This is a genomic window from Streptomyces sp. TS71-3 (assembly GCF_018327685.1).
GTDB lineage: Bacteria > Actinomycetota > Actinomycetes > Streptomycetales > Streptomycetaceae > Streptomyces.
In genome coordinates this window covers 5,134,097-5,157,773 of the sequence record NZ_BNEL01000001.1, presented here as the reverse complement: position 1 = coordinate 5,157,773, position 23,677 = coordinate 5,134,097, and the positions used below count along the sequence as shown (strand labels likewise).

General features: G+C 71.3%; 15 protein-coding genes. 7 read left to right on the top strand and 8 right to left on the bottom strand.

The features are described from left to right. Nucleotides 1-60: 60 nt before the first annotated feature. The 4 genes from arc to Sm713_RS20935 form a co-directional block, all read right to left on the bottom strand. Nucleotides 61-1,827: a proteasome ATPase gene (arc, locus tag Sm713_RS20950; protein ID WP_212911098.1), complete on the bottom strand. Its 1,767-nt coding sequence runs from the start codon at nt 1,825-1,827 to the stop codon at nt 61-63. 678 nt (nt 1,828-2,505) lie between these two features. After that, the gene (locus tag Sm713_RS20945; protein WP_212911097.1) at nt 2,506-3,105 is read right to left on the bottom strand and encodes a hypothetical protein; all 600 of its coding nucleotides are present in this window, start codon (nt 3,103-3,105) and stop codon (nt 2,506-2,508) included. A gap of 599 nt (nt 3,106-3,704) precedes the next feature. Beyond that, complete coding sequence (locus tag Sm713_RS20940; protein WP_212911096.1) at nt 3,705-4,607, bottom strand: tRNA (adenine-N1)-methyltransferase; 903 nt, start codon at nt 4,605-4,607, stop codon at nt 3,705-3,707. Nucleotides 4,608-4,654: 47 nt separating this feature from the next. Next, nucleotides 4,655-6,388 carry a site-2 protease family protein gene (locus Sm713_RS20935; protein WP_249416413.1) on the bottom strand — a complete coding sequence of 578 codons (1,734 nt, stop codon included), beginning with the start codon at nt 6,386-6,388 and terminating at the stop codon, nt 4,655-4,657. Nucleotides 6,389-6,550: 162 nt separating this feature from the next. Between Sm713_RS20935 and Sm713_RS20930 the strand changes: the two genes are divergently transcribed. Beyond that, a complete protein-coding gene (locus Sm713_RS20930) occupies nt 6,551-7,663 on the top strand; it encodes a RecB family exonuclease (protein ID WP_374196058.1) in 1,113 nt (370 codons plus the stop codon). Between the two features lie 14 nt (nt 7,664-7,677). Further along, the gene (locus Sm713_RS20925; RefSeq protein ID WP_212911095.1) at nt 7,678-8,349 is read left to right on the top strand and encodes a response regulator transcription factor; all 672 of its coding nucleotides are present in this window, start codon (nt 7,678-7,680) and stop codon (nt 8,347-8,349) included. A 275-nt stretch (nt 8,350-8,624) separates the two neighbouring features. Here Sm713_RS20925 and Sm713_RS20920 read toward each other — a convergent pair whose 3' ends face one another. The 4 genes from Sm713_RS20920 to metH form a co-directional block, all read right to left on the bottom strand. After that, nucleotides 8,625-10,211: an ABC transporter substrate-binding protein gene (locus Sm713_RS20920; protein WP_212912159.1), complete on the bottom strand. Its 1,587-nt coding sequence runs from the start codon at nt 10,209-10,211 to the stop codon at nt 8,625-8,627. Nucleotides 10,212-10,248: 37 nt separating this feature from the next. Next, nucleotides 10,249-11,853: an ABC transporter substrate-binding protein gene (locus tag Sm713_RS20915; RefSeq protein ID WP_212911094.1), complete on the bottom strand. Its 1,605-nt coding sequence runs from the start codon at nt 11,851-11,853 to the stop codon at nt 10,249-10,251. A 665-nt stretch (nt 11,854-12,518) separates the two neighbouring features. Next, nucleotides 12,519-13,226 carry an HAD family phosphatase gene (locus Sm713_RS20910; protein WP_212911093.1) on the bottom strand — a complete coding sequence of 236 codons (708 nt, stop codon included), beginning with the start codon at nt 13,224-13,226 and terminating at the stop codon, nt 12,519-12,521. Nucleotides 13,227-13,420: 194 nt separating this feature from the next. Next, a complete protein-coding gene (gene metH / locus Sm713_RS20905) occupies nt 13,421-16,978 on the bottom strand; it encodes a methionine synthase (RefSeq protein ID WP_212911092.1) in 3,558 nt (1,185 codons plus the stop codon). Between the two features lie 377 nt (nt 16,979-17,355). On the opposite strand from metH, the gene Sm713_RS20900 reads away from it, so the two are divergent. From Sm713_RS20900 to Sm713_RS20880, 5 genes are all read left to right on the top strand, one after another. Beyond that, on the top strand, nt 17,356-18,120 hold the full coding sequence (locus Sm713_RS20900; RefSeq protein ID WP_212911091.1) for an IclR family transcriptional regulator: 765 nt from the start codon (nt 17,356-17,358) through the stop codon (nt 18,118-18,120). 239 nt (nt 18,121-18,359) lie between these two features. Beyond that, a complete protein-coding gene (locus Sm713_RS20895) occupies nt 18,360-19,151 on the top strand; it encodes an MIP/aquaporin family protein (protein ID WP_212911090.1) in 792 nt (263 codons plus the stop codon). A gap of 192 nt (nt 19,152-19,343) precedes the next feature. Beyond that, the gene (gene glpK / locus Sm713_RS20890; protein ID WP_212911089.1) at nt 19,344-20,894 is read left to right on the top strand and encodes a glycerol kinase GlpK; all 1,551 of its coding nucleotides are present in this window, start codon (nt 19,344-19,346) and stop codon (nt 20,892-20,894) included. A 138-nt stretch (nt 20,895-21,032) separates the two neighbouring features. After that, nucleotides 21,033-22,658: a glycerol-3-phosphate dehydrogenase/oxidase gene (locus Sm713_RS20885; protein WP_212911088.1), complete on the top strand. Its 1,626-nt coding sequence runs from the start codon at nt 21,033-21,035 to the stop codon at nt 22,656-22,658. A gap of 300 nt (nt 22,659-22,958) precedes the next feature. After that, nucleotides 22,959-23,630 carry a FadR/GntR family transcriptional regulator gene (locus Sm713_RS20880; protein WP_212911087.1) on the top strand — a complete coding sequence of 224 codons (672 nt, stop codon included), beginning with the start codon at nt 22,959-22,961 and terminating at the stop codon, nt 23,628-23,630. Nucleotides 23,631-23,677: the final 47 nt, after the last annotated feature.

The following is a 23,677-nucleotide window of genomic DNA, read 5'->3' as shown; positions in this document are numbered from 1 at the left end:
TGGCCTGAAAAACAGGTGGCTGCGGGTACCCCGGTGAGGGCACCCGCAGCCACCCTGCCTTTACAGGTATTGTCCGGTGTTCGCCACCGTGTCGATGGAGCGCCCGGTGTCCGCGCCCTGCTTTCCGGTGACGAGGGTGCGGATGTAGACGATCCGCTCGCCCTTCTTTCCGGAGATCCTGGCCCAGTCGTCGGGGTTGGTGGTGTTGGGGAGGTCCTCGTTCTCCTTGAACTCGTCCACGCATGCCTGGAGGAGGTGGGAGACGCGGAGGCCTTTCTGGTTCTGTTCGAGGAAGGCCTTGATGGCCATCTTCTTGGCGCGGCCGACGATGTTCTCGATCATTGCGCCGGAATTGAAGTCCTTGAAGTAGAGGACTTCCTTGTCGCCGTTGGCGTAGGTGACCTCGAGGAAGCGGTTCTCCTCGGATTCCGCGTACATCTGCTCGACCACGGACTGGATCATGCCCTGGACGGTGGCGGCCTTGTCGGTGCCGTGTTCGGCGAGGTCGTCGCTGTGCAGGGGGAGCCGGGCCGTGAGGTACTTGGCGAAGATGTCCTTGGCGGCCTCTGCGTCGGGGCGCTCGATCTTGATCTTCACGTCGAGCCGGCCCGGGCGGAGGATGGCGGGGTCGATCATGTCCTCGCGGTTGGAGGCGCCGATGACGATGACGTTCTCCAGGCCCTCGACACCGTCGATCTCGGCCAGCAGCTGGGGGACGATGGTGTTCTCCACGTCCGAGCTGACGCCCGAGCCCCGGGTGCGGAAGAGGGATTCCATTTCGTCGAAGAACACGATGACCGGGGTGCCTTCGCTCGCCTTCTCGCGGGCGCGCTGGAAGACGAGGCGGATGTGCCGCTCGGTCTCGCCGACGTACTTGTTGAGGAGCTCTGGTCCCTTGATGTTGAGGAAGTAGCTCTTGCCCGCGGGCTGGCCGGTGACCTCCGCGACCTTCTTCGCGAGGGAGTTCGCGACGGCCTTGGCGATCAGCGTCTTGCCGCAGCCGGGCGGGCCGTAGAGCAGGACGCCCTTCGGGGGCCTGAGCTCGTGCTCCTTGAACAGGTCGGGGTAGAGGTACGGGAGCTCGACGGCGTCGCGGATCATCTCGATCTGACCGCCGAGGCCGCCGATCTTGTCGTAGCTGATGTCCGGGACCTCTTCGAGGACGAGCTCTTCGACCTCGCTCTTGGGGATGACCTCGTAGACGTAGCCCGAGCGGGGCTCCAGCAGGAGCGCGTCGCCGGGGCGGATGGTGACGTCGAGGAGGGGTTCGGCGAGCCTGACGACCCGCTCCTCGTCGGTGTGTCCGAGCACCAGGGCGCGCTCGCCGTCCTCGAGGATCTCCTTGAGGGTGACGATGTCTCCGGCGCGCTCGAACTCCATGGCGTCGACCACGTTGAGTGCTTCGTTGAGCATCACTTCCTGGCCGCGCCTGAGCTCGTCGAGCTCGACGCTGGGGCTGACGTTCACGCGGAGTTTGCGGCCTCCGGTGAAGATGTCGGCTGTGCCGTCCTCGTTGGCCGAGAGGAAGACGCCGAATCCGGCGGGCGGCTGCGCGAGCCGGTCGACCTCCTCCTTGAGGGCCACGATCTGGTCTCGGGCCTCACGGAGCGTGTTCGCAAGTCGCTCGTTCTGTGCGGAGACGCCGGCCAGATTGGTCTGCAGCTCGACGATCCGCTCTTCGAGAATCCTCGTGTGGCGCGGAGAGTCGGCGAGCTTGCGCCGCAGGACGGCGATCTCCTGCTCAAGATAGGCGATCTGACCAGCGGGGTCCTCGGACCCGCGACCGGGCCGGATGCCGCGGTTCATGTCGTCGTCGTGGGCTGCCACGGTCCTCACCTCCTCCAAAGGGAGCTGGACGCTTCCTGACCCTACCTGGGTGGGTGTCGATTGAAACCCCTAGATCACAAAGACGGTCGGGGTGTGTCCGATCTTCACCCTTGCGCTCTCCCTCACGCCAGGGGAATACCCATCCCACTACGTAGAGACAACATCGGGAAGCTGACAGTTGTACGGTCGATGCGGTCAACACCCGTCCGCGGTGGCCTGACTTGCTCGGTGGGTGGCCTGCTCCGGGCGGTGTGGGCGGGGCGGGAGGACCGTTCGGCGGGAGACCTTCTCCGGGGCGGGGGTGTGCGCGGGTCCGGGGGGTCCGGTTCGGTCGGGACCTCGGTGCGGGCGGCGGCGTCTTCGACCAAGTATGCGCCCGAGGTCTTCGCGCTGGGTTCGGCTGGTGTCGCGGGTGGGGGGAACGGGGCGGCCGGCTGCTGGCGGGAGCCCGGGGCGTCGGTGCCCGTGCCGGTGCCGATGGTGCGGGGTGTCGGGTTCCGCGAGGGAGTGTCCAGGAGAGTGTATCCATGGGGGGCGCATTTCGGACAAGGTGAAGATCCCTGGTCCGGGCGCCCGGGACGCGGTGCCGGCCGGAGTTGCCGCGTGTGACGCGTTGCCGGGTGTGGGCCTGCCGGGTGAGCGGGGTGGCGCCGGCGGCCCGGTGGCGCGCGGCGGCGCTCAGACGGTGCGCGGCGCCGTGGGGGTGGAGCGTTGGAAGGCGCCGTCGCGCCAGGTCCAGGCGGCCTTTTTCTGCTGGTCGGGGCAGCAGCGCGGGATGTCCGGGGAGGAGTAGCCGAGGAGGGTGGCGGTGATGGCGGCGTTGCGCACCGTGAGGGCCGAGACGGTGGTGTGGTCCTTGGGGTCGACGAGGGTGGCGACGACCCTGGGGGCGGCGTGGGGGTCGTCCGCGGGCGCCGTGAGCACGTAGAGGCCGTCGGGCGGTGTGCCGGATCCCGCGTCGCAGTGCACGACGGCGAGGGTCTCGGGGCGGCCGTCGCCGTCCAGGTCGCCGGTGGCGGAGCGCTGCACGCGTGCCTTGGTGGGGCCGCAGTCGATGGGGAACGACACGGCCTTCGGGTCGGGGGCCTGAAGGGGGTGTGCGCCGGGGGCGGATTTGGTGGCGGGGTGTGCGCCCGATTGGGCGGCGGTGGCGGCGCCCGGCTGCAGGAAGCCGGAGACGGCGACGACGGCGGCGACGGCCGTGGCGGTGGCGACCCAGTGGATGGGGCGGGTCTCGGTGTGTGCGAGTGCGAGTTCCGGGACAACGGATGGCTGCACGAGGAGTTTCTCCTGCGGTGGCTGTGCCGGCGGGGGTGGAGGCGAAACGGGGTGGGGTGGCCAGCATCGTGCCATACGTCACATCGGCGGGGAACGGCGGGGGGTTGATCAGCTGCCGTTGCGTCAGGGAAACGCCGGGGCGCGGCTGGGCGGCCGGAAATGGGCCCTGGGTGAGGTCGGACGGGACCGGCGTGTGACGTTCTGCGCGGATGGGGCACCCGGGGCCGCGGTGGCGGTGCGGAGGCCGGTGCCGGTGCGGAGGCCGGTGCCGGTGGACGACGGCCGGCGCGGGCGGGTGGCTGTCGGCGCGGGCAGACGGCGATCGGAGGCGCGAGCGGACCGCGGTCGTCCGGCGTGGGCAGGTGGCCGTCGGCGCGGACTTACGGCGGCCGTCCGGCGCGGGCAGACGCCGGTCGTCCGATGCGAGCGGGTGGCGGCCGTCCGGCGCGGAGTGGCGGCCGGCGGCGGGCTCGTGGCGGTCGGGCGTGGACCGTGCGTGGAGACGGAGCCGCCGCCCGGGCCCCTGGCGGGAACTGGGCGGCGGCTCTGCGGGGTTGTGGGGCGGGCCGGGGTGTGTCGCCCGGCCGCCCGGGGGGTCGCTAGCGGGGGGTGCCCCCGTCGGCGTTGGGGCCGGTGTAGTCGTCGCCGTAGGCGCCCTTGGCGGGCCGGCGGCGGCGCATCGGGGGTTCGACGCCGTCGGCGAGGCGGCGGGCGGTGAGCAGGAAGCCGGTGTGGCCGATCATGCGGTGGTCGGGGCGGACGGCCAGGCCCTCGACGTGCCAGTTGCGGATCATGGTCTCCCAGGCGGTCGGCTCGTTGAAGCAGCCGATCTCGCGGATGGACTCCATGGTGCGCGCGAGCTGGGTGGTGGTGGCCACATAGGAGCAGAGGATGCCGCCGGGGACGAGCGCCTTGGACACGGCGTCGAGGCACTCCCAGGGGGCGAGCATGTCGAGGATGACGCGGTCGACGTCGCTGTCCGAGAGGTGGTCCTGGAGGTCGCCGACGGTGAGCTGCCAGGCGGGGTGGGGCTCGCCGAAGTAGCGTTCGACGTTCTGCCGGGCGATGTCCGCGAAGTCCGCCCTGCGCTCGTAGGAGTGCAGCATGCCCTGGTCTCCGACGGCCCGCAGCAGGAAGGCGCTGAGGGACCCCGATCCGACACCGGCCTCGACGACGCGCGCGCCGGGGAAGATGTCGGCGAAGGACAGGATCTGTCCCGCGTCCTTGGGGTAGACCACGGCGGCGCCGCGGGGCATGGACAGGACGTAGTCGGGGAGCAGGGGGCGCAGCGCCAGGTAGGCGACGTTTCCCGTGGTGCGGACAACACTGCCTTCGGGGGCGCCGATCAGCTCGTCGTGGGGGAAGGATCCCTTGTGGGTGTGGAAGTTCTTCCCGGCTTCGAGCGTGAACGTGTAGTGGCGTCCCTTGGGATCGGTGAGCTGGACCTGGTCCCCGACCTTGAAGGGCCCGCGACGGCGGGCGGCACCGGTCGGTTCGGACATGCGGTCAGCCTACCGGGCGGCGGGTGGGGGGTGTGGACGGGCGGGCGTCAGTTCGGGCGGGCCATGGCCTTGACGAAGGCGCGCTCGACGTCGGCGGCGGACAGCACGCCGTAGATCTCGCCGGTCTCCTCGATGACCAGGTACTCGGTGGCGGGGCTGGCCCGCAGGGCGTCGAGGAGTTCCTCCCCGGCGAGCTCCGCGGAGACCCGCATGCCGTCGGTGAGCTCCTGGGCGACGGTGCTGACGGCGACCCAGGGGCGGCGGTGCTCGGGGATGCCGACGATGGCGTTCTCACGGACGACGGAGAGGGGGGCGCCCTGCGGGTCGACGACGACGAGGGCGCGGGCGCCGGCTTCGTTGGCGCGGCGCAGCGCCTCGGACAGCGGGGTCTCGGTCTGCACGGGGATGGCCCGCCGCGTGAGGGTGCGGGCGCGCAGTTCGGGCAGGTGCTCGCGGAGGCGGGCCATGCGCAGGCTGTTTCCTGCGCCGGTCCAGATGATGGCGGCGAGGATCGCGGCGAGCAGGGCGTCGGTGATGGTGTCCACGCCGCCGGTGCCGGCGGCGCGGCCGCCGAAGAGTCCCGACTGGGTGAGCAGCGGCAGGCCGATGAGGACGGCGATGGCGAGCGCCCTGCCGACCCAGGCGGCGGCGACGGTGCCGGTCATGGGTTTGCCGCTGATCTTCCAGACGACGGCGCGGAGCATCCGGCCGCCGTCGAGGGGCAGGCCGGGCAGGAGGTTGAAGACGGCGACGATCAGGTTGGACGCCATCAGGCCGGCGAGGAGCACGCCGGGCACGGTACGGGGTTCGACGGCTTGCAGCGCGGCGAAGAAGAGGGCCGCGAGGACCAGCGAGAGGAGCGGCCCGACGAAGGCGAGGGTGAACTCGCGCCCGGGCGTCTCGGTCTCCTTCTCGATCTCGGAGACGCCGCCGAAGAACTGGAGCTGGATGCGGCGCACCGGGAGCTGGAAGCGGAGTGCGGCGACGGTGTGGGCGAGTTCGTGGATGAGGACGGAGCCGTAGAAGGCGACCGCGAAGAAGAGGGAGACGAGGTAGCGTGCCACGCCCAGCTCGGGCAGGACGCGGTCGAGCTGCCCGCCGAAGACCCAGGTGATCAGGGCGGCGACGAGGAACCAGCTCGGGGCGACGTAGACGGGCACGCCGAAGGGGCGGCCCATCAGGATGCCGCCGCCGGGTCCGGGTTTGCGGGGCTGTCCCGGTTTGCGGGGCGGCGGGGTGGTGGTGCCGATGGGCTCGGGGGGACGGTCTGCGGGGCCTTCCAGGCCGCTCTTGCCGGAGTCCGACGGGCGGTCGCCCTCCTCGCCGGAATCCTGCGCCGCGTGGTCGGCGGGCTCGTCGTCCGGGGTGTGCTGGGCGCCGGGGCCGGGGGATGCGGGGGCCGCCGGACGGCCGTGGGTGCCGGTGCCGGCGGTGCCGGGGGCCGCGGGCTGGTCGGGGTGCTCCGGTGCGGGGGCGGGGTGCTCGGTTGCCGGGGAGCGGGGTTCGGGGTGTTCCCGTGCGGCGTCGGAGGGGCGCCCGGCCGCGGGATCCGTGCCGTCGGCGCGGTCGGGGGCTGCGGTGTCCTGGGTGTGCTCTGGGCGTGCCACTGTGCCTTCGGGATGTTCCGGGTGCTGTGTCCTGCCGGAACACTCGGGGTCGTCGTGGTGTTCCCGGTCGGCGCCGCGGTGGTCCGCGCCGCCGCTTCCGGGCAGCGGCTGCCCGCTTCCGCCGCTCTCGTCCACGCTGTCCCCTCGTTCGAAGCGTCCCTCGCTCCTGATCATGCAGGGTGAGAGGGTCTGGCGTCGATGGTATGCGCCGGGTGTCAGTGACGGGTCGTAGGGTCTTGGGTCATGGAGACCAGCGCGGCCGGCGGGGCCGGCACGGAGGGTGGGGGCGGCGCGGCCGGCGGGGAGCGCACGGCCGCCGCGCGGGACGCGGACGACATGGCCGGCGCGGCCGGCAAGCCGGGCGCGGCGGCCTCGGAAGCCGGTCAGGGCAGGGTGCCGGCAGGGGTCGGGGGCACTGGGGACGTTTCGGGCTCCGCGCAGGGTTCGGGTTCCGCGCAGGACCCGGCCGCGCAGGTCTGGCAGGGCGCGGTGCCGGCCCAGGGCGGGGCTGCCGGGGAGCGCGAGGGTGCCGCGGAGGGTCGGCGCGGGGGTGGCGGCGGCCGGCGGGGCGGTGGTGCCGCGTGGCCCACGTCCCTGTCGCCCTCACGGGCGAGTGACTTCATGCAGTGCCCGCTGCTGTACCGCTTCCGGGTGATCGACCGGCTGCCGGAGAAGCCGAGCGCGGCGGCCACCCGGGGCACGCTGGTGCACGCGGTGCTCGAGCGGCTCTTCGACGCTCCGGCGGGGCAGCGCACCGCACTTCGTGCGAAGTCCCTGATCCCCGGGCAGTGGGAGCGGCTGCGGCAGGCGCGCCCGGAGCTGGCGGAGCTGTTCGCCGACGCCGATGAGGAGGAGGCCGGCGCCGGGATGGCCCGCTGGCTCGCTCAGGCCGAGGAACTGGTCGAGCGCTGGTTCACCCTGGAGGACCCGACGCGTCTCGAGCCGGCGGAGCGCGAGATGTTCGTGGAGACGCAGTTGGAGTCGGGCCTGCGGCTGCGCGGCATCATCGACCGCGTCGACGTGGCGCCGACGGGCGAGGTGCGCATCGTCGACTACAAGACGGGCAAGGCCCCGCGCCCGGAGTACGCCCAGGGCGCGCACTTCCAGATGAGCTTCTACGCGCTGGTGGTGTGGCGCCTGAAGGGCGTGATCCCCCGCCGGCTCCAGCTGGTGTACCTGGGCAGCGGCGATGTGGTGACGTACGACCCCGTCGCCTCGGACCTGGAGGCGGTGGAGCGGAAGCTGCACGCGCTGTGGGAGGCGATCCGGCTGGCGACGGAGACCGGCGACTGGCGGCCGCGGCCCTCGAAGCTGTGCGGCTGGTGCGACCACCAGGCGGTGTGCCCGGAGTTCGGCGGTACTCCCCCGCCGTACCCGCTGCCGCTGGCACTGCCGCTCGGGGCGGCTGATCCGGATGCCTCGCCGCAGGGCACAATGGGCCCCCACTAGCGAGGGAGACTCACGTGGCCGTCCGTGTCCTTCTGGTCGACGACCAGCCGCTGCTGCGCACCGGATTCCGGATGATCCTGGAGGCCGAGCAGGACATCGCGGTCGTCGGCGAGGCCGGGGACGGCCTTCAGGCCCTGGACCAGGTGCGCGCGCTGCAACCCGACGTGGTGCTGATGGACATCCGGATGCCGCGGATGGACGGCGTGGAGGCCACTCGCCAGATCTCGGGACCCGGCAGGGACGGCCCGGCGAAGGTGCTGGTGCTGACGACGTTCGACCTCGACGAGTACGTGGTCGAGGCGCTCCGGGCGGGCGCGAGCGGCTTCCTGCTGAAGGACGCCCCGGCGAACGAGCTGGTCCAGGCGATCCGGGTGGTCGCCGCGGGCGAGGCGATGCTGGCGCCGAGCATCACCCGGCGGCTCCTCGACAAGTACGCGGGGCACCTGCCGTCGGGCGAGGAGCCGGTGCCCGACACGCTGCACACCCTCACGGAGCGTGAGGTGGAGGTGCTGAAGCTGGTGGCGCGCGGGCTGTCGAACGCCGAGATCGCCGCGGACCTGTTCGTGAGCGAGACGACGGTGAAGACGCATGTGGGGCACGTGCTGACGAAACTGGGCCTGCGCGACCGGGTCCAGGCGGCGGTGTACGCCTACGAGAGCGGCTTGGTGCGCCCGGGCGCGCAGTGATCGGGGCTTCGCCCCGGCCCCTCAGGGGCGCGGGGAACTGCGCCAGCAGCCACCCATCGGCAGGTGGTCCGGCTGCGGCAGAACCAGCCCCTTGCGGACGGTGACGATCTGACGGTCTCGTCGTGGCTTGTCGCGCAGTTCCCCGCGCCCCTGGAATCCGCCCTGAAAGGCGGGGCTTCGCCCCGATCGCGGGCGCCGGGAACCGGCGCAGCCACGACGCGCCCGCAGACGGTCACCGGCCGCACCGACACGCGGCCAACCGAACCCGTCAGGGTTCAGTCCTTGCTGAGTTCCCAGAACCGGAACACCGTGGACGGATCGAGGCAGTTCTCGACGCCGTAGACGCTCCCGTGCACGACCGCGTACTGCTTGGCCTGCCACACCGGCAGGATGGGCAGTTCGTCGGCGACGATGTCCTGGAGCTTGTCGTAGTCACGGGTGGTCGCCGTGCGGTCGCCGCTGGCGGCGGTGGCCGGGATGATGTCCCTGGTGATCGTCCCGTTCTCGTAGTGGTTGCCGAGGACGTTCCCGGTGCCGAAGAACGGCTGCGTGAAGTTGTCGGGGTCCGGGTAGTCCGGCACCCAGCCCTTGACGTAGACCCCGTACTTTCCGCTGTTGATGTCGCGCTGGTACTGGTCGAACCCGACGGACTTCATGTCGGCGTCGAAGAGGCCGCTGGCGTTGAGCTGGTCGGCGATGGTCTGGAGCTCTTCGTCGGTCGCGGGGCCGTAGCGGGACGGGGTGGACCACAGGGTCAGCTTGACCTTGCCGGTGACGCCGTTCTCGCGGAGGACCTGCTTGGCCTTGTCGCGGTCCGGGCGGGGGCCGTAGGTGTCGAAGTAGGCCGTGTTGTGGCCGACGATCCCGGCCGGGATGATCGAGTACAGCGGTGTGGCGGTGTTCTGGTAGACCTTGTCGATCAGGGCGTTGCGGTCCAGCAGGTAGGTGATGGCCTTGCGGACGCTGAGCTTGCCCGCCACCGGGTCGTTCAGGTTGAAGACCAGGTGCTGGACCTCGGCGCTGGAGCCCTCGATGACATCGATGCCCTTGCTGTCGCTGGCGGCGTCCTGCTGGATGTCGGCGATGTCCTTGGCGGCCAGGCCGCGGTAGGCGATGTCGACGTCGCCCTTCAGCAGGGCCTGCTTCAGCTTGCTCTGGCCGCCGTGGAAGAAGTCGAGGGTGATGCCGGAGTTGCGGACCTTCGCGGTGCCCTCGTACTGCGAGTTGATCCCGAAGACGGCCTGCTTCTTGCCGAACGACTGGAGGGTGTAGGGGCCGGAGCCGACGGCCTTGCCGTCGGTGCGGAGCTTGTCGGCCGGGTACACGCGGTGGTCGACGATCGATCCGGCGCCGGAGGCGATCTTGCTGGGGAAGGTGGCGTCGGGGACCTTGAGCGAGAAGACGACGGTGCTCTTGTCGGGCGTGTCCACCCTGTCCAGGGTGGGGAACATGACGGCCGGACCGGCAGGATCGTTTATCCGCATCATGCGGTCGAAGGAGAACTTCACGTCGGTGGACGTGAGGGCGTCACCGTTGCTGAACTTCAGGCCGTCCCTCAGGGTGCAGCGGTAGGTCATGCTGCGGGAGTCGGCGAAGGTGCAGGACTTGGCCGCCTCGGGGACGGGCTCCGTCGCACCGTTGGGGAAGCTGAGCAGGGACTGGAAGACGTTGTTGAACAACAGCCAGGAGCCGGGGTCGTAGCCGGACGCGGGGTCGGTGGCCAGGACGTCGTCGGACATGCCGACGATCAGGGGCTTTCCCGTTCCCCCGGAACCACCCTGGTCACTGCCGCAGCCGGTCACGAAGGCGCCGGTGAGTCCGGCGGCGACGGCGAGGACGGGCCATCGTTTGCGCAAAGTCATGTGCATGAGCTGGGTCTCGGTCGTTCTGCTCGGTGGGTCAGCCGCTGACACCGCGGCTGAGCTCCCACAGCTGGAGGTTCGATGACGTGTCGAGCGCCCACTCGGCCCCCTGGACGTCGTCGCGTGCGGCCACGTACTGCTTGCCCTGCCACAGGGGCAGCACCGGTACGTCGGTGGCGACGATGTCCTGGATCCGGGCGAGGCTCGTCGATGCGTTGAGCCGGTCTGCCGCACGCCGGGACTGCGGTATCAACTCGTCCCGGACCGTGGAGTTGGCGTAGGGAGAGGCGAGGAAGTTGTCCTTGTCGAGGAAGGGGGCGATGAAGTTGTCGGCGTCCGGGAAGTCGGGGAACCATCCCAGCCCGTAGACGGCGTACTTTCCTTTGAGCTGCTGGGCGCGGAACGTGTCCCAGGGGGTGCCCTTGATGTCGACGTGGAAGAGGCCGCTGCCGTTCAGCTGCTTCCGCAGCTCCTCGAACTCCTTCTCGGTGCTGCGGCCGTAGTGGTCGGTGGTGTAGTTCAGGGTCAGCCGGACGGGTGTTCTGACGTGTGCCTTCTTGAGGATGGCGCGGGCCTTGGCGGGGCTGGGGTTGCCGTACCCGTTGAAGAAGGCGTTGGTGTGGCCGGTGATCGTGGCGGGGACGAGCGAGTAGAGCGGCTCGGCGGTGGTGCCGTAGACGCCGGAGGCCAGCGCGCCGCGGTCCACGACCTGCGCCATGGCCTGGCGGACCGCCGTGTTCCGGACGGGTGCCGCGCCGGTGTTGAAGGCCAGGTAGCGGATCTCCAGGCCGGGTTCCTCGACGAGGTCGACGTCGGGGGTGGGGTGGTCCTTGTACTTCCTGATCTGCTCGGGCGACAGGGTGCGCGTCATCAGGTCGATGTCGCCCTTCTCCAGCGCACGGCCCATGGCGTCGGGGTCCTCGGGGAAGCTGCGCAGTTCGACCGTGTCGCTCTTGGGGTCCCACGCGCCGGTGTAGTGCGGGTTCCTGGTGAAGACGGCGGTGGTGAGGGTGCCCGCCCTGGTCCTCGCCCGGAACCGGTAGGGGCCGGAGCCGTCCACCCTGAAGCCGGTGCGGAGGCGGTCCTTCGGGTACTTCGAGGGCGGCACGATGCCGGCGGCGGGCGTGGCGAGCTTGTACGGGAAGGTGGCGTCGGGCGTCTTCAGGTGGAAGACGACCTGCGCGTCGCCCCGGGTCTCGACGGTGTCGATGTTGGAGAGCAGGCCGGAGACGCCGCTGTCGGCCTTGATGCGCAGCACCCGGTCGATGGAGTACTTCACGTCGGCGGCGGTGACCTTCTGGCCGTCCGCGAAGGCCAGGCCGGGGCGGAGGGTGCAGGCGTACCGCTCGTCGCCGGTGTCGGTGAAGGTGCACCGGCGGGCTGCCTCGGGGACCGGGTTGCCGCCGCCGCGGGGCAGGACCATCAGGGTCTGGAGGGTCTGCCGGAGGACGTTCCAGGAGCCGGCGTCGTAGGCGTAGGCGGGGTCGAGGGGCGCCGGCACCGCCTTGGACGCGGAGAACCGGTCGGTGGTGCCGACCGTGATGGGCTTGCCGCCGCTGCCGCTCTGCGACCCGCCGCATGCGGCGAGCAGGGGGGCCAGGACGCCGATCACGGCCGGCAGCGCCAAGCTCCTGCGGTTCATCCTCGAAAGTCTCCAGGGCGGTCGGTCCCGCTCCCCGGGCATGGAAGTGGCATGCCTGCCGGACGGTGGGGACCGGGCTGTGGTGTTCGGCGATGAGATTAGTCCGGCCGTCCGGGGGCCCCGGCGGGGCGCACTTGCGCCACCCGTTACGGTGCGGCACCGATCGCGGACTCACCGAAACCATTACAGGGGGAAGGTTTCGCGCAGGACATCCGGAATCAGGACACAAGGGCGCGTACGAGGAGTGGTTGACGCCGGGAAAGTCAGGACGGGACCGGCAGGGCAACCCCCGAGAAGGTGAGAAAGGTCATAGATCAAGTGCACATAGGGGGCGTGTCGTGGCACAGAGGATCCGTCGGCCACGTGCCCGGAGGGATTCCTTCCGGTGGCCGGGGGATGTCGCACCGACGCCCGCGCGGGGTGTCATCGGTGGCTGAAAAACGATGGAAGCCGCTGCTGCGAAGTCGCCGACGGCAGCACTCTCCACGCCCCTGGCCGGGGCGCTCACGCAGGACCGAGGGGCCTCTGCCGCCGCTGGGGCCCTTCCGCCGAACCGGGCCCCCCGCTCGACCGAAGGCCGTTACCGCCGGACCGAGGAACCCCTACCGCCGGACCGAGGGGCCCGGGGGCCGGGTGGGCCCGGCCGCTCAGCCGCGAACGACGCGTCAGGCGCTCATGGGCAGCGCCATCAGGCCCCGCAGAAAGGGCAGATCGACCTCTTCGAGGGAGGCGACGATGGTGCGCCCGTCGGCCGGCGGGACGGGGGCGACGGACGGGACCGCGATCACCCGGCAGCCGGCCGCCTCGCCGGCGGCCACGCCGGTGGCGGTGTCCTCGATGACGGCGCACCGGCCCGGGTGGACGCCGAGGCCGGCCGCGGCCAGCAGGTAGGGGTCGGGGTGCGGCTTGGTCCGCTCGACCTCGTCGCCGGCGACGGTCAGCCGGAAGTGCTCGGGGCCGAGCGACACCAGGATGCGGTCCATGATGCGCCGGTGCGTCGCCGACACCAGGGCGGTGGGGATCCCGTGCTGGGCCAGCTCGGCCAGCAGCCGCCCGGCTCCCGGCATCAGCGGCAGCGCCCCGCTGATGCGCCGCTCGAAGCCGTCGTTGAGCAGCACGGTCAGCTCCGGGACGGTGACGTCGGCGCCGGTGGACTCGATCAGGAAGGCCGCGCTGCGGGTCATGGGGCCGCCCACGACGACGTCGCGCCAGGCCTCGTCGAGGGCGTGGCCGAGCCGGGCGAAGACCTCGACCTCCGCGTCCCACCAGAAGCCCTCCGTGTCGACGAGCGTGCCGTCCATGTCGAGGAGCACGGCCCCCAGAGCGGAACCTTCGGCCATCTGGGCATCGACAGCGGGGACGGTACTGGTCATCCGGGTGTACCTCCGTGCGGGACGAGAAGGCCGGCCGCCTCATGTGCGAAGAAGGCAACCGGCCAGCGCTGGACCGACCAGTTTACGACCCCGGGGCGACGACCGCGCGACGTCTGCACCATGTGGCACATCCCGGGCACATCCGGCCGGCCACGACAAGCGGCGTGACCAGCCCGATGTGGGATAAATCACAATTATCGGGCGTTGAAGTACTTCGCCTCGGGGTGGTGGATCACGATCGCGTCGGTGGACTGCTCCGGGTGGAGCTGGAACTCCTCGGACAGGCGCACCCCGATCCGCTCGGGCTCCAGCATCTCGGCGATCTTCGCGCGGTCCTCCAGGTCGGGGCAGGCGCCGTAGCCGAGGGAGAAGCGGGCGCCGCGGTACTTCAGCGCGAACATGTCCTCGACGTCGGCGGGGTCCTCGCCGCCGAAGCCCAGCTCGGCGCGGACCCGGGCGTGCCAGTACTCGGCCAGGGCCTCCGCGAGCTGCACGGACAGGCCGTGCAGCTCCAGGTAGTCCCGGTAGGAGTCGTCCGCGAAGAGCCGGGCGGTGGCCTCCCCGATCCGGGAGCCGACGGTGACGACCTGGAAGCCCACCACGTCCTGCTCGCCGGAGTCCTCGGGCCGGAAGAAGTCGGCGAGGCAGAGCCTGCGGCCGCGCCGCTGGCGGGGGAAGGTGAAGCGGGTGCGCTCGTTGCCCTGCTCGTCCAGGATGATCAGGTCGTCGCCCTTGGAGACGCACGGGTAGTAGCCGTACACGGCGGCCGCTTCGAGGAGGTTCTCGGTGTGCAGCCGCTCCAGCCAGCCGCGCAGCCGCGGCCGGCCGTCCGACTCGACCAGCTCCTCGTAGCTGGGGCCGTCGCCGCTGCGGGACTGCTTCAGGCCCCACTGCCCCTTGAACAGCGCGCCCTCGTCCAGCCAGGAGGCGTAGTCGCCCAGCGGGATGCCCTTGACCACCCGGCTGCCCCAGAACGGCGGGGCCGGCACGGGGTTGTCGGTGGCGACGTCCGAGCGGACGGTGCCGACCTCGGGGCGGTCCTCCACGACGGTCGTGGCGGCCCTGACGCGCCGCTGCCTGAGCTCGGGGAGCGCGGCGCCGGGCACGCCGCGCTTGACGGCGATGAGGGCGTCCATCAGGTTCAGGCCCTCGAAGGCGTCGCGGGCGTAGCGCACTTCGCCCTGGTAGAGCTCGTGGAGGTCCTGCTCGACATAGGCGCGGGTCAGGGCGGCGCCGCCGAGGATCACCGGGTAGCGGTCGGCGAGGCCGCGCTGGTTCAGCTCCTCCAGGTTCTCCTTCATGATCACGGTGGACTTCACCAGCAGTCCGGACATGCCGATGACGTCGGCCCGGTTCTCCTGGGCCGCGTCCAGGATCGCGGAGACGGGCTGCTTGATGCCCAGGTTGACGACGTTGTAGCCGTTGTTGGAGAGGATGATGTCGACGAGGTTCTTGCCGATGTCGTGCACGTCGCCGCGGACGGTGGCGAGCACGATGGTGCCCTTGCCCCCGTCGTCGTCCGTCTTCTCCATGTGCGGCTCCAGGTGGGCCACCGCGGACTTCATGACCTCGGCGGACTGGAGCACGAACGGCAGCTGCATCTGCCCGGAGCCGAACAGCTCGCCGACCACCTTCATGCCGTCGAGCAGGGTGTCGTTGACGATGTCGAGCGCGGGACGGCTCTGAAGGGCGCTGTCGAGGTCGGCCTCCAGGCCGTTCTTCTCGCCGTCGATGATCCGCCGCTTGAGGCGCTCCTCCAGGGGCAGCGCGGCGAGTTCCTCGGCCTTGCCGGCCTTCATGGACTTCGTGTCGACGCCCTCGAAGAGGGCCATCAGGCGCTGCAGCGGGTCGTAGGCGGGCGTCTCGCCCTGGGCCGGGCGGCGGCGGTCGTAGATCAGGTCCCAGGCGACCTGCACCTGCTCCTCGTCCAGGCGCGCGATCGGCAGGATCTTGGAGGCGTGCACGATCGCCGAGTCCAGGCCCGCCTTGACGCACTCGTCCAGGAAGACGGAGTTGAGGACGATCCGGGCGGCGGGGTTGAGGCCGAAGGAGATGTTGGACAGGCCGAGCGTGGTCTGCACATCGGGGTGGCGGCGCTTCAGCTCGCGGATCGCCTCGATGGTGGCGATGCCGTCGCCGCGGGACTCCTCCTGGCCGGTACAGATGGTGAACGTCAGGCAGTCGATGAGGATGTCGGACTCGTGGATGCCCCAGTTGCCGGTGAGATCGTCGATCAGCCGCTCGGCGATGGCGACCTTGTTCTCGACGGTGCGGGCCTGGCCCTCCTCGTCGATGGTGAGCGCGATCAGGGCCGCGCCGTGCTCGCGGGCGAGCGCGGTGACCTTGGCGAAGCGGGACTCGGGGCCGTCGCCGTCCTCGTAGTTGACGGAGTTGATGACCGCCCGGCCGCCCAGCTTCTCCAGGCCGGCGCGGATCACGTCGACCTCGGTGGAGTCCAGCACGATGGGCAGCGTGGAGGCGGTGGCGAACCGGCCGGCCAGCTCCTCCATGTCGGCGACGCCGTCCCGGCCGACGTAGTCCACGCAGAGGTCCAGCATGTGGGCGCCCTCGCGGATCTGGTCGCGGGCCATCTCCACGCAGTCGTCCCAGCGGCCCTCCAGCATCGCCGTGCGGAACTTCTTGGAGCCGTTGGCGTTGGTGCGCTCGCCGATGGCGAGGTACGAGGTGTCCTGCCGGAACGACACGGCCTGGTAGAGGGATGCGGCGCCCGGCTCGGGCCGCGGCTCGCGGGTCGCGGGCTCGGCGCCGCGCACCCGCTCGACGACCTGGCGCAGGTGCTCGGGGGTGGTGCCGCAGCAGCCGCCGACGAGGGAGAGGCCGTACTCGCGGACGAAGGTCTCCTGCGCGTCGGCGAGGCCCTCGGGTTCGAGCGGGAAGTACGCACCGTCCTTGCCGAGCACCGGGAGGCCGGCGTTGGGCATGCAGAGCAGCGGGATGCGCGAGTGGCGGGTGAGATAGCGCAGGTGCTCGCTCATCTCGGCGGGGCCCGTGGAGCAGTTGAGGCCGATCATGTCGATGCCGAGGGGTTCGAGCACGGTCAGGGCGGCGCCGATCTCGGAGCCGAGCAGCATGGTGCCGGTGGTCTCGAAGGCGAGCGAGCAGAGCAGCGGGAGGTCGCTGCCGCTGGCCTCGATGGCGCGCCGGGCGCCCAGGACGGCGGCCTTGGTCTGGAGCAGGTCCTGGGTGGTCTCGACGATGAGCGCGTCGGCTCCGCCGGCGATCAGGCCCTCGGCGTTCTGCTGGAAGCCGTCCCGCAGCACCGTGTAGGGGGCGTGTCCGAGGGTGGGGAGCTTGGTGCCGGGGCCCATGGAGCCCAGCACCCAGCGCTGCCGGCCGCTCTCGCCGGTGACGGTGTCGGCGACCCCGCGGGCGATCCGGGCGCCTGCTTCCGACAGCTCGAAGATGCGGTGGGCGATCTCGTACTCGCCCATGGCGGAGGCGTTGGCCCCGAAGGTGTTGGTCTCCACGCAGTCGACGCCCGCCGCGAAGTACTCCTCGTGCACGGAGCGGACGATGTCGGGGCGGGTGACGTTGAGGACCTCGTTGCAGCCTTCGAGGTCCTGGAAGTCTTCGAGGGTGGGATCCTGCGCCTGGAGCATGGTGCCCATCGCCCCGTCGGCCACCACGACCCGGGTGGCGAGGGCTTCGCGGAGGGCGGCGATGCGCTCGCGGCTGCCGGGCGCGGTCGTGGGGGTGGACGTCGAAGAGGTTGGCGTCGGCGACGAGGCCATGAGTGAGCTCCCTGAATGCGACGGCTGTCGGCTTTGCGCCCTCTCGGGAGAGGGCGCACCCGGCCAGCCTAGCCCGGACATCGTTTCGGTGCGCCGCTTCGTCCAGGAGGCGGACGGGTCCGGCGGGGCTCCGGGCATGCCGCGGCCGGCTCTCCCGCCAGGGGGAAGATGCGCCGGACGGGTCGGCTCTGGGCCGACCGGGTGGGCGGCCGGGCGCCGGACAGTGTTTGCCGACTCTTGGCTACAGGTCGGCAACGACCGATACTGTTCAGCAATGCCGACCACGCCTCGCGGAGGCCATACGAATGCGTGGCGTCCGGGAGGCCGTGTGCAGACGCGGCCGGTGGAGGCCGCCGAGGAACGGAGGCTTCAAGGGGATGGCACGGAACATCCAGTCGCTCGAACGGGCGGCGGCGATGCTGCGGCTGCTGGCGGGCGGCGAGCGGCGGCTCGGGCTGTCGGACATCGCCTCCTCCCTGGGTCTGGCCAAGGGCACCGCGCACGGCATCCTGCGCACCCTGCACGACGAGGGGTTCGTCGAGCAGGACCCGGCCTCGGGCCGCTACCAGCTCGGCGCGGAGCTGCTCAGGCTGGGCAACAGCTACCTGGACGTGCACGAGTTGCGCTCCCGGGCGCTGGTGTGGACCGACGACCTGGCGCGCTCCACCGGCGAGGCCGCCTACCTGGGCGTGCTGCACCAGAACGGCGTGCTGATCGTGCACCACGTCTTCCGGCCCGACGACAGCCGGCAGGTGCTGGAGGTGGGGGCCATGCAGCCGCTGCACTCCACCGCGCTGGGCAAGGTGCTCGCCGCGTACGACCCGGTGGCGCACACCCAGGCCCTGGAGACGGACCGCAGCCCGTACACGGGGCGCACGGTCTGCTCGCCGGAGGACTTCGAGGCGGTGCTCGATCTCACACGCGCGCGGGGCTGGGCCGCCGACATAGAGGAGACCTGGGAGGGCGTGGCCTCGGTGGCGGCGCCCATCCACGACCGGCGCCGCATGCCGGTGGGCGCGGTGGGCGTCACGGGCGCGGTGGAGCGGGCGTGCCGGGAGGGCGAGCTGCGTGGCGAGCTGATCGCGGCGGTGCGCGACTGCGCCCGCTCCGTGTCCCGGGACCTCGGCGCCGGACGTTTCTGAGCTTGTCCCGCCGGGGATCGGTCAACGATCGGATTTTCGAACCGGGACCCTTGACGAGCCAGCGACACCGGAGTGACACTCGCGTCCATCGGTCGGCATTGTCGAACACTTAACGGCAATACGCACTAGAGTGTGGCAACGCCACGGCCGCAACACCCTCATGTGATGAGGGGCGCGGACCACTGGGGCGGGAATCCTGGGGTTCGCCTTCCCCTGGACGAAGGACAAAGGAGTCGCGGGTGTCCAGCTCCGACATCTTCATCGGCGAGACCACAGGTACCGCCCTGCTCATCCTCCTCGGCGGCGGCGTTGTCGCCGCCGCCACACTCACGCGTTCCAAAGCGCGGAACGCCGGCTGGGTCGCGATCACCCTCGGATGGGGTTTCGCGGTGCTGACCGGCGCGTATGTCGCCGGGGGCGTGTCCGGCGCCCATCTGAATCCGGCCGTGACCATAGGGCTCGCCATAGAAGGCGGCACCAAGTGGAGCGACGTCCCGGTCTACCTGGGTTCCGAGCTGCTCGGTGCGATGATCGGCGCGGTACTGGTGTGGCTCGCCTACTACGGGCAGTTCCAGGCGCACCTGACCGACCCGGAGATCGTGGCGGCCCGGACCACCGAAGAGGCCATGGTCGACCGGAAGGCGGCCCCCGCCGCGGGCCCGGTGCTCGGCGTCTTCTCCACGGGGCCCGAGATCCGCAACGTCGCCCAGAACCTGGCGACCGAGATCATTGCCACCTTCGTCCTGGTCATCGCGATCCTCACCCAGGGCCTCAACGACAGCGGCAACGGTCTGGGCACCCTCGGCGCCCTGATCACGTCGTTCGTGGTGGTCGGCATCGGCCTCTCGCTCGGCGGGCCCACGGGCTACGCCATCAACCCGGTACGTGACCTCGGTCCCCGCATCGTGCACGCCCTGCTCCCGCTGCCGAACAAGGGCGGCTCCGACTGGAGCTACGCGTGGATACCCGTCGTCGGCCCGCTGATAGGCGGCGCCCTCGCGGCGCTCCTGTACAACGCCGCGTTCGCCTGACACACCTGGGACACGCCGACCGGCACCGCCGGACGCCGACAGGCCGCCGAACCCCGGCGGACAGGCCCCGGCGGGTTGCGAGCGCCGTCCCCGGGCCGCACGCACCGAAAGCCGCGGACGTGTCCTCAGCCCGCGGGCCCCAGTCACCACTCCCCCGAGCCGAGCAGCCCCCGAGAACTTCTGGAGCACACCGTGACCGACGCAACCACCGCTTCCCACTCCCACGGCGAGGGGCCGTTCATCGCGGCCATCGACCAGGGCACCACCTCCAGCCGCTGCATCGTCTTCGACCGGGACGGCCGGATCGTCTCCGTCGACCAGAAGGAGCACGAGCAGATCTTCCCGAGGCCCGGCTGGGTCGAGCACGACGCCACCGAGATCTGGCGCAACGTGCAGGAGGTCGTCGCCGGCGCCATCACCAAGGCGGGCGTCACCCGCAACGACATCAAGGCGATCGGCATCACCAACCAGCGCGAGACCACCCTGCTGTGGGACCGCAAGACCGGGCAGCCGGTGCACAACGCCATCGTCTGGCAGGACACCCGCACCGACGCGCTCGTCAAGGAGCTGGGCCGCAACGTCGGCCAGGACCGCTTCCGCCGCGAGACGGGCCTGCCGCTGGCGACCTACTTCGCGGGGCCGAAGGCCCGCTGGCTGCTCGACAACGTCGAGGGCCTGCGGGAGCGCGCCGAGGCCGGCGACATCCTCTTCGGCACGATGGACTCCTGGGTCATCTGGAACCTCACCGGCGGTGTCAACGGCGGCCGGCACGTCACCGACGTCACCAACGCGTCGCGCACCATGCTGATGAACCTGCACTCCATGGAGTGGGACGAGCGCATCTGCAACTCCATCGGCGTACCCAGGCAGATGCTGCCCGAGATCCGCTCCTCGTCCGAGGTGTACGGGGACGTCAAGGGCGGCACGCTGGGCGAGCTGCTGCGGGACGTGCCGGTCGCCTCCGCGCTCGGCGACCAGCAGGCGGCGCTGTTCGGCCAGACCTGCTTCGACGAGGGCGAGGCCAAGTCCACGTACGGCACGGGCACGTTCATGCTGATCAACACCGCCCACAAGGCCATCAACTCGTACTCGGGCCTGATCACCACGGTCGGCTACCGCATCGGCGACCAGCAGGCGGTGTACGCCCTGGAGGGCTCCATCGCGGTCACCGGCGCGCTGGTGCAGTGGATGCGCGACCAGATGGGCCTGATCAGTACCGCCGCCGAGATCGAGACCCTGGCGTCGCAGGTGGAGGACAACGGCGGCGCCTACTTCGTGCCGGCCTTCTCCGGCCTGTTCGCCCCCTACTGGCGCTCCGACGCGCGAGGGGTGATCGCCGGTCTCAGCCGGTACGTCACCAAGGCGCACATCGCGCGTGCCGTGCTGGAGGCCACCGCGTGGCAGACGAAGGAGATCGCCGACGCGATGAAGAAGGACTCCGGCGTCGAGGTGAGCGCCCTCAAGGTGGACGGCGGCATGACCGCCAACAACCTGCTGATGCAGACCCTCGCCGATGTGCTGGACGCGCCCGTGGTGCGTCCCATGGTCGCCGAGACCACCGCCCTGGGCGCCGCCTACGCCGCCGGTCTCGCCACCGGTTTCTGGCCCGACATCGACACGCTGCGCGCCAACTGGCGCCGGGCCGCGGAGTGGACGCCCCAGATGGACGAGGCGACCCGCGACCGCGAGTACAAGCTCTGGCTGAAGGCCGTCCAGCGGACGATGGGCTGGCTGGAGGACTGAGGCACGGGGCCCCGGCACCGGGCCCGGCGACCTGCCGGGCACCCGGGCCGGGGCCACCACGAGACGCACGGCACCGGCGCGGCCTCAGACGTCCGCGCCGGTGCCGTGGATAAGCACCAAGCATGGGGAGACACCACCATGACCACCCTGCAGAGCGTCCCCGCACCCGACAAGGCCCGGCCGGTGGCCGGTCCCAGGGCGCTGCGGGGCACGGACAGCCGCGCCGAGACCCGGGAGCGGCTGTCCCGCACGACCTACGACCTCCTGGTGATAGGCGGCGGGATCCTCGGGATCTCGACCGCCTGGCACGCCGCCCAGTCCGGACTGCGGGTGGCACTGGTGGACGCCGGTGACTTCGCCGCGGCCACCTCCTCGGCCTCCTCCAAACTGCTGCACGGCGGGCTGCGGTACCTCCAGACCGGTGCGGTGCGGCTGGTGGCGGAGAACCACTTCGAGCGGCGCGCGGTGGCCCGCCAGGTGGCCCCGCACCTGTCGAACCCGCTCCGCTTCTACCTGCCCGTCTACCGGAACGGCCCGCACGGCGCGGCCAAGCTGGGCGCGGGCGTGCTCGCCTACTCGGCGCTGTCCGCGTTCGGCGACGGCGTGGGCCACCTGCTGAGCCCCGCCAAGGCCCGCCAGGACGTGCCGGAGCTGCGCACGGAGAACCTCAAGGCCGTGGCCGTGTACGGCGACGACCAGATGAACGACGCGCGGATGGCGCTGATGACGGTCCGCGCGGCGGTGGACGCCGGGGCCGTGGTGCTCAACCACGCCGAGGTGACGGGGCTCCGCTTCACGCTGGGCCGGGTCACCGGCGCGGAGCTCAAGGACCGCAGGGACAGCACCGAGTTCGGAGTCGACGCCCGCCTGGTGCTCAACGCCACCGGCCCCTGGGTCGACCACCTGCGGCGCTTGGAGGACCGGGGCGCCGAGCCGTCCATCCGGCTCTCCAAGGGCGCGCACCTGGTCCTCAAGCGGACCTCCCCCTGGCGGGCGGCGCTGGCCACCCCCATCGACAAGTACCGCATCACCTTCGCGCTGCCGTGGGAGGACATGCTCCTGCTCGGCACCACCGACGAGGCGTACGAGGGCGATCCGGCGGACGTCTCGGTCACCGCGCGGGACACCGCGCAGATCCTCGACGAGGCGGCGTTCTCGCTGCGCGACCGCCAGCTGTCCCGCGACCTGATCACGTACTCCTTCGCGGGCCTGCGGGTGCTGCCCGGCGGCCCCGGGGACACCGCCAAGGCCAAGCGGGAGACGGTGGTCACCGAGGGCAGGGGCGGCATGCTGTCCGTCGCGGGCGGCAAGTGGACGACGTTCCGGCACATCGGGCGCACCGTGATGGCGAAGCTCCAGAGCCTGCCCGGCCGGCCGCTGGGCGAGGAGTTCGAGCCGATGTCGCGGCTGCCGAAGCGGATGCCGCTGCCGGGCATGGCCAGCCCGCGCGCCGTCGCCCACCGGCTGCTGGTGGAGCACCCGGTGCCGGGCCGCCAGATGGAGCCCGACACCGCCCGCCACCTCGCCACGCACTACGGCTCGCTCGCCTTCGGCATCGCCCGCCTGGCGGACGAGTATCCGGAGCTGGCCGAGCGCATCCACCCGGACGCCCCCGAGATCTGGGCCCAGGTCGTCTGGGCCCGCGACCAGGAGTGGGCGCAGACCGTGGACGACGTGCTGCGGCGGCGCACCACGCTCACGATCCGCGGGCTGGACGACGCCGGCGTGCGGGCGGAGGTGCAGCGCCTGCTCGACCACGCCTGAGCCGGCCCGCTGCGGCCCGGCTCAGCGCGGTCCCCCGCGCCCTGTTTCAAGGCTCTGTCGCGCCGGCGGAGCACCCCGGAAGGGCGCGGGAGACTGCGTGTGGACCCCTCCCACACGGCACAGCCGACCCGTCGGGCCTGCCGCCGGGTCGGCGCCAGGTGCGGCCTCCTCGCCCGTGGCGGCACCGCGATGGGCGCGGGCCGTCCCGCGGTCGACCGGGGGCGGCGACCGGACGCGCGGGCCACCCGCATAATGTGCTCAGGCTGAGACATCGGATGTCTAACCGGGGAGGACGGGGCCATGGCTGTCACCGACGAGGCGATCGAGAAGATCAAGGGAATGATCGTCTCCGGCGCGCTGCGCCCCGGCGACCGGTTGCCCAAGGAGAGCGAGCTGGCCGCTGACCTGGGACTGTCCCGCAACTCCCTGCGGGAGGCGGTGCGCGCGCTGTCGCTGATCCGGATCCTCGACGTACGGCAGGGCGACGGCACCTACGTGACGAGCCTGGACCCGCAGTTGCTGCTGGAGGCGCTGAGCTTCGTCGTGGACTTCCACCGCGACGACACGGTGCTCGAGTTCCTGGCGGTGCGCCGGATCCTGGAGCCGGCCGCGACGGCGATGGCGGCGTCCCGGATCAGCAACGCCCAGCTCGACGCGCTGACGCTGCAACTCGACGCGCTGGGCGAGGCGCCCTCCGTGGAGGAACTGGTCGCGTGCGACCTGGAGTTCCACCGCGGCATCGTGCAGACGTCCGGGAACTCCGTGCTCTGCTCGCTGCTCGACGGCCTCTCGGGGCCGACGACCCGGGCCCGCATCTGGCGCGGCCTGACCCAGGAGGACGCGGTCAGCCGCACCCTGCACGAGCACCGCGCGATCCTCGCGGCACTGCGCGACCAGGACGCGGAGGCGGCACGCTCCTGGGCGACGGTGCACATCGCGAGCGTGGAGCAGTGGCTGCGCTCCACGCTCTGACAGCCCTCGACGCCGGCTCCCACAGCCCTCGACGCCCTGACGCTCCG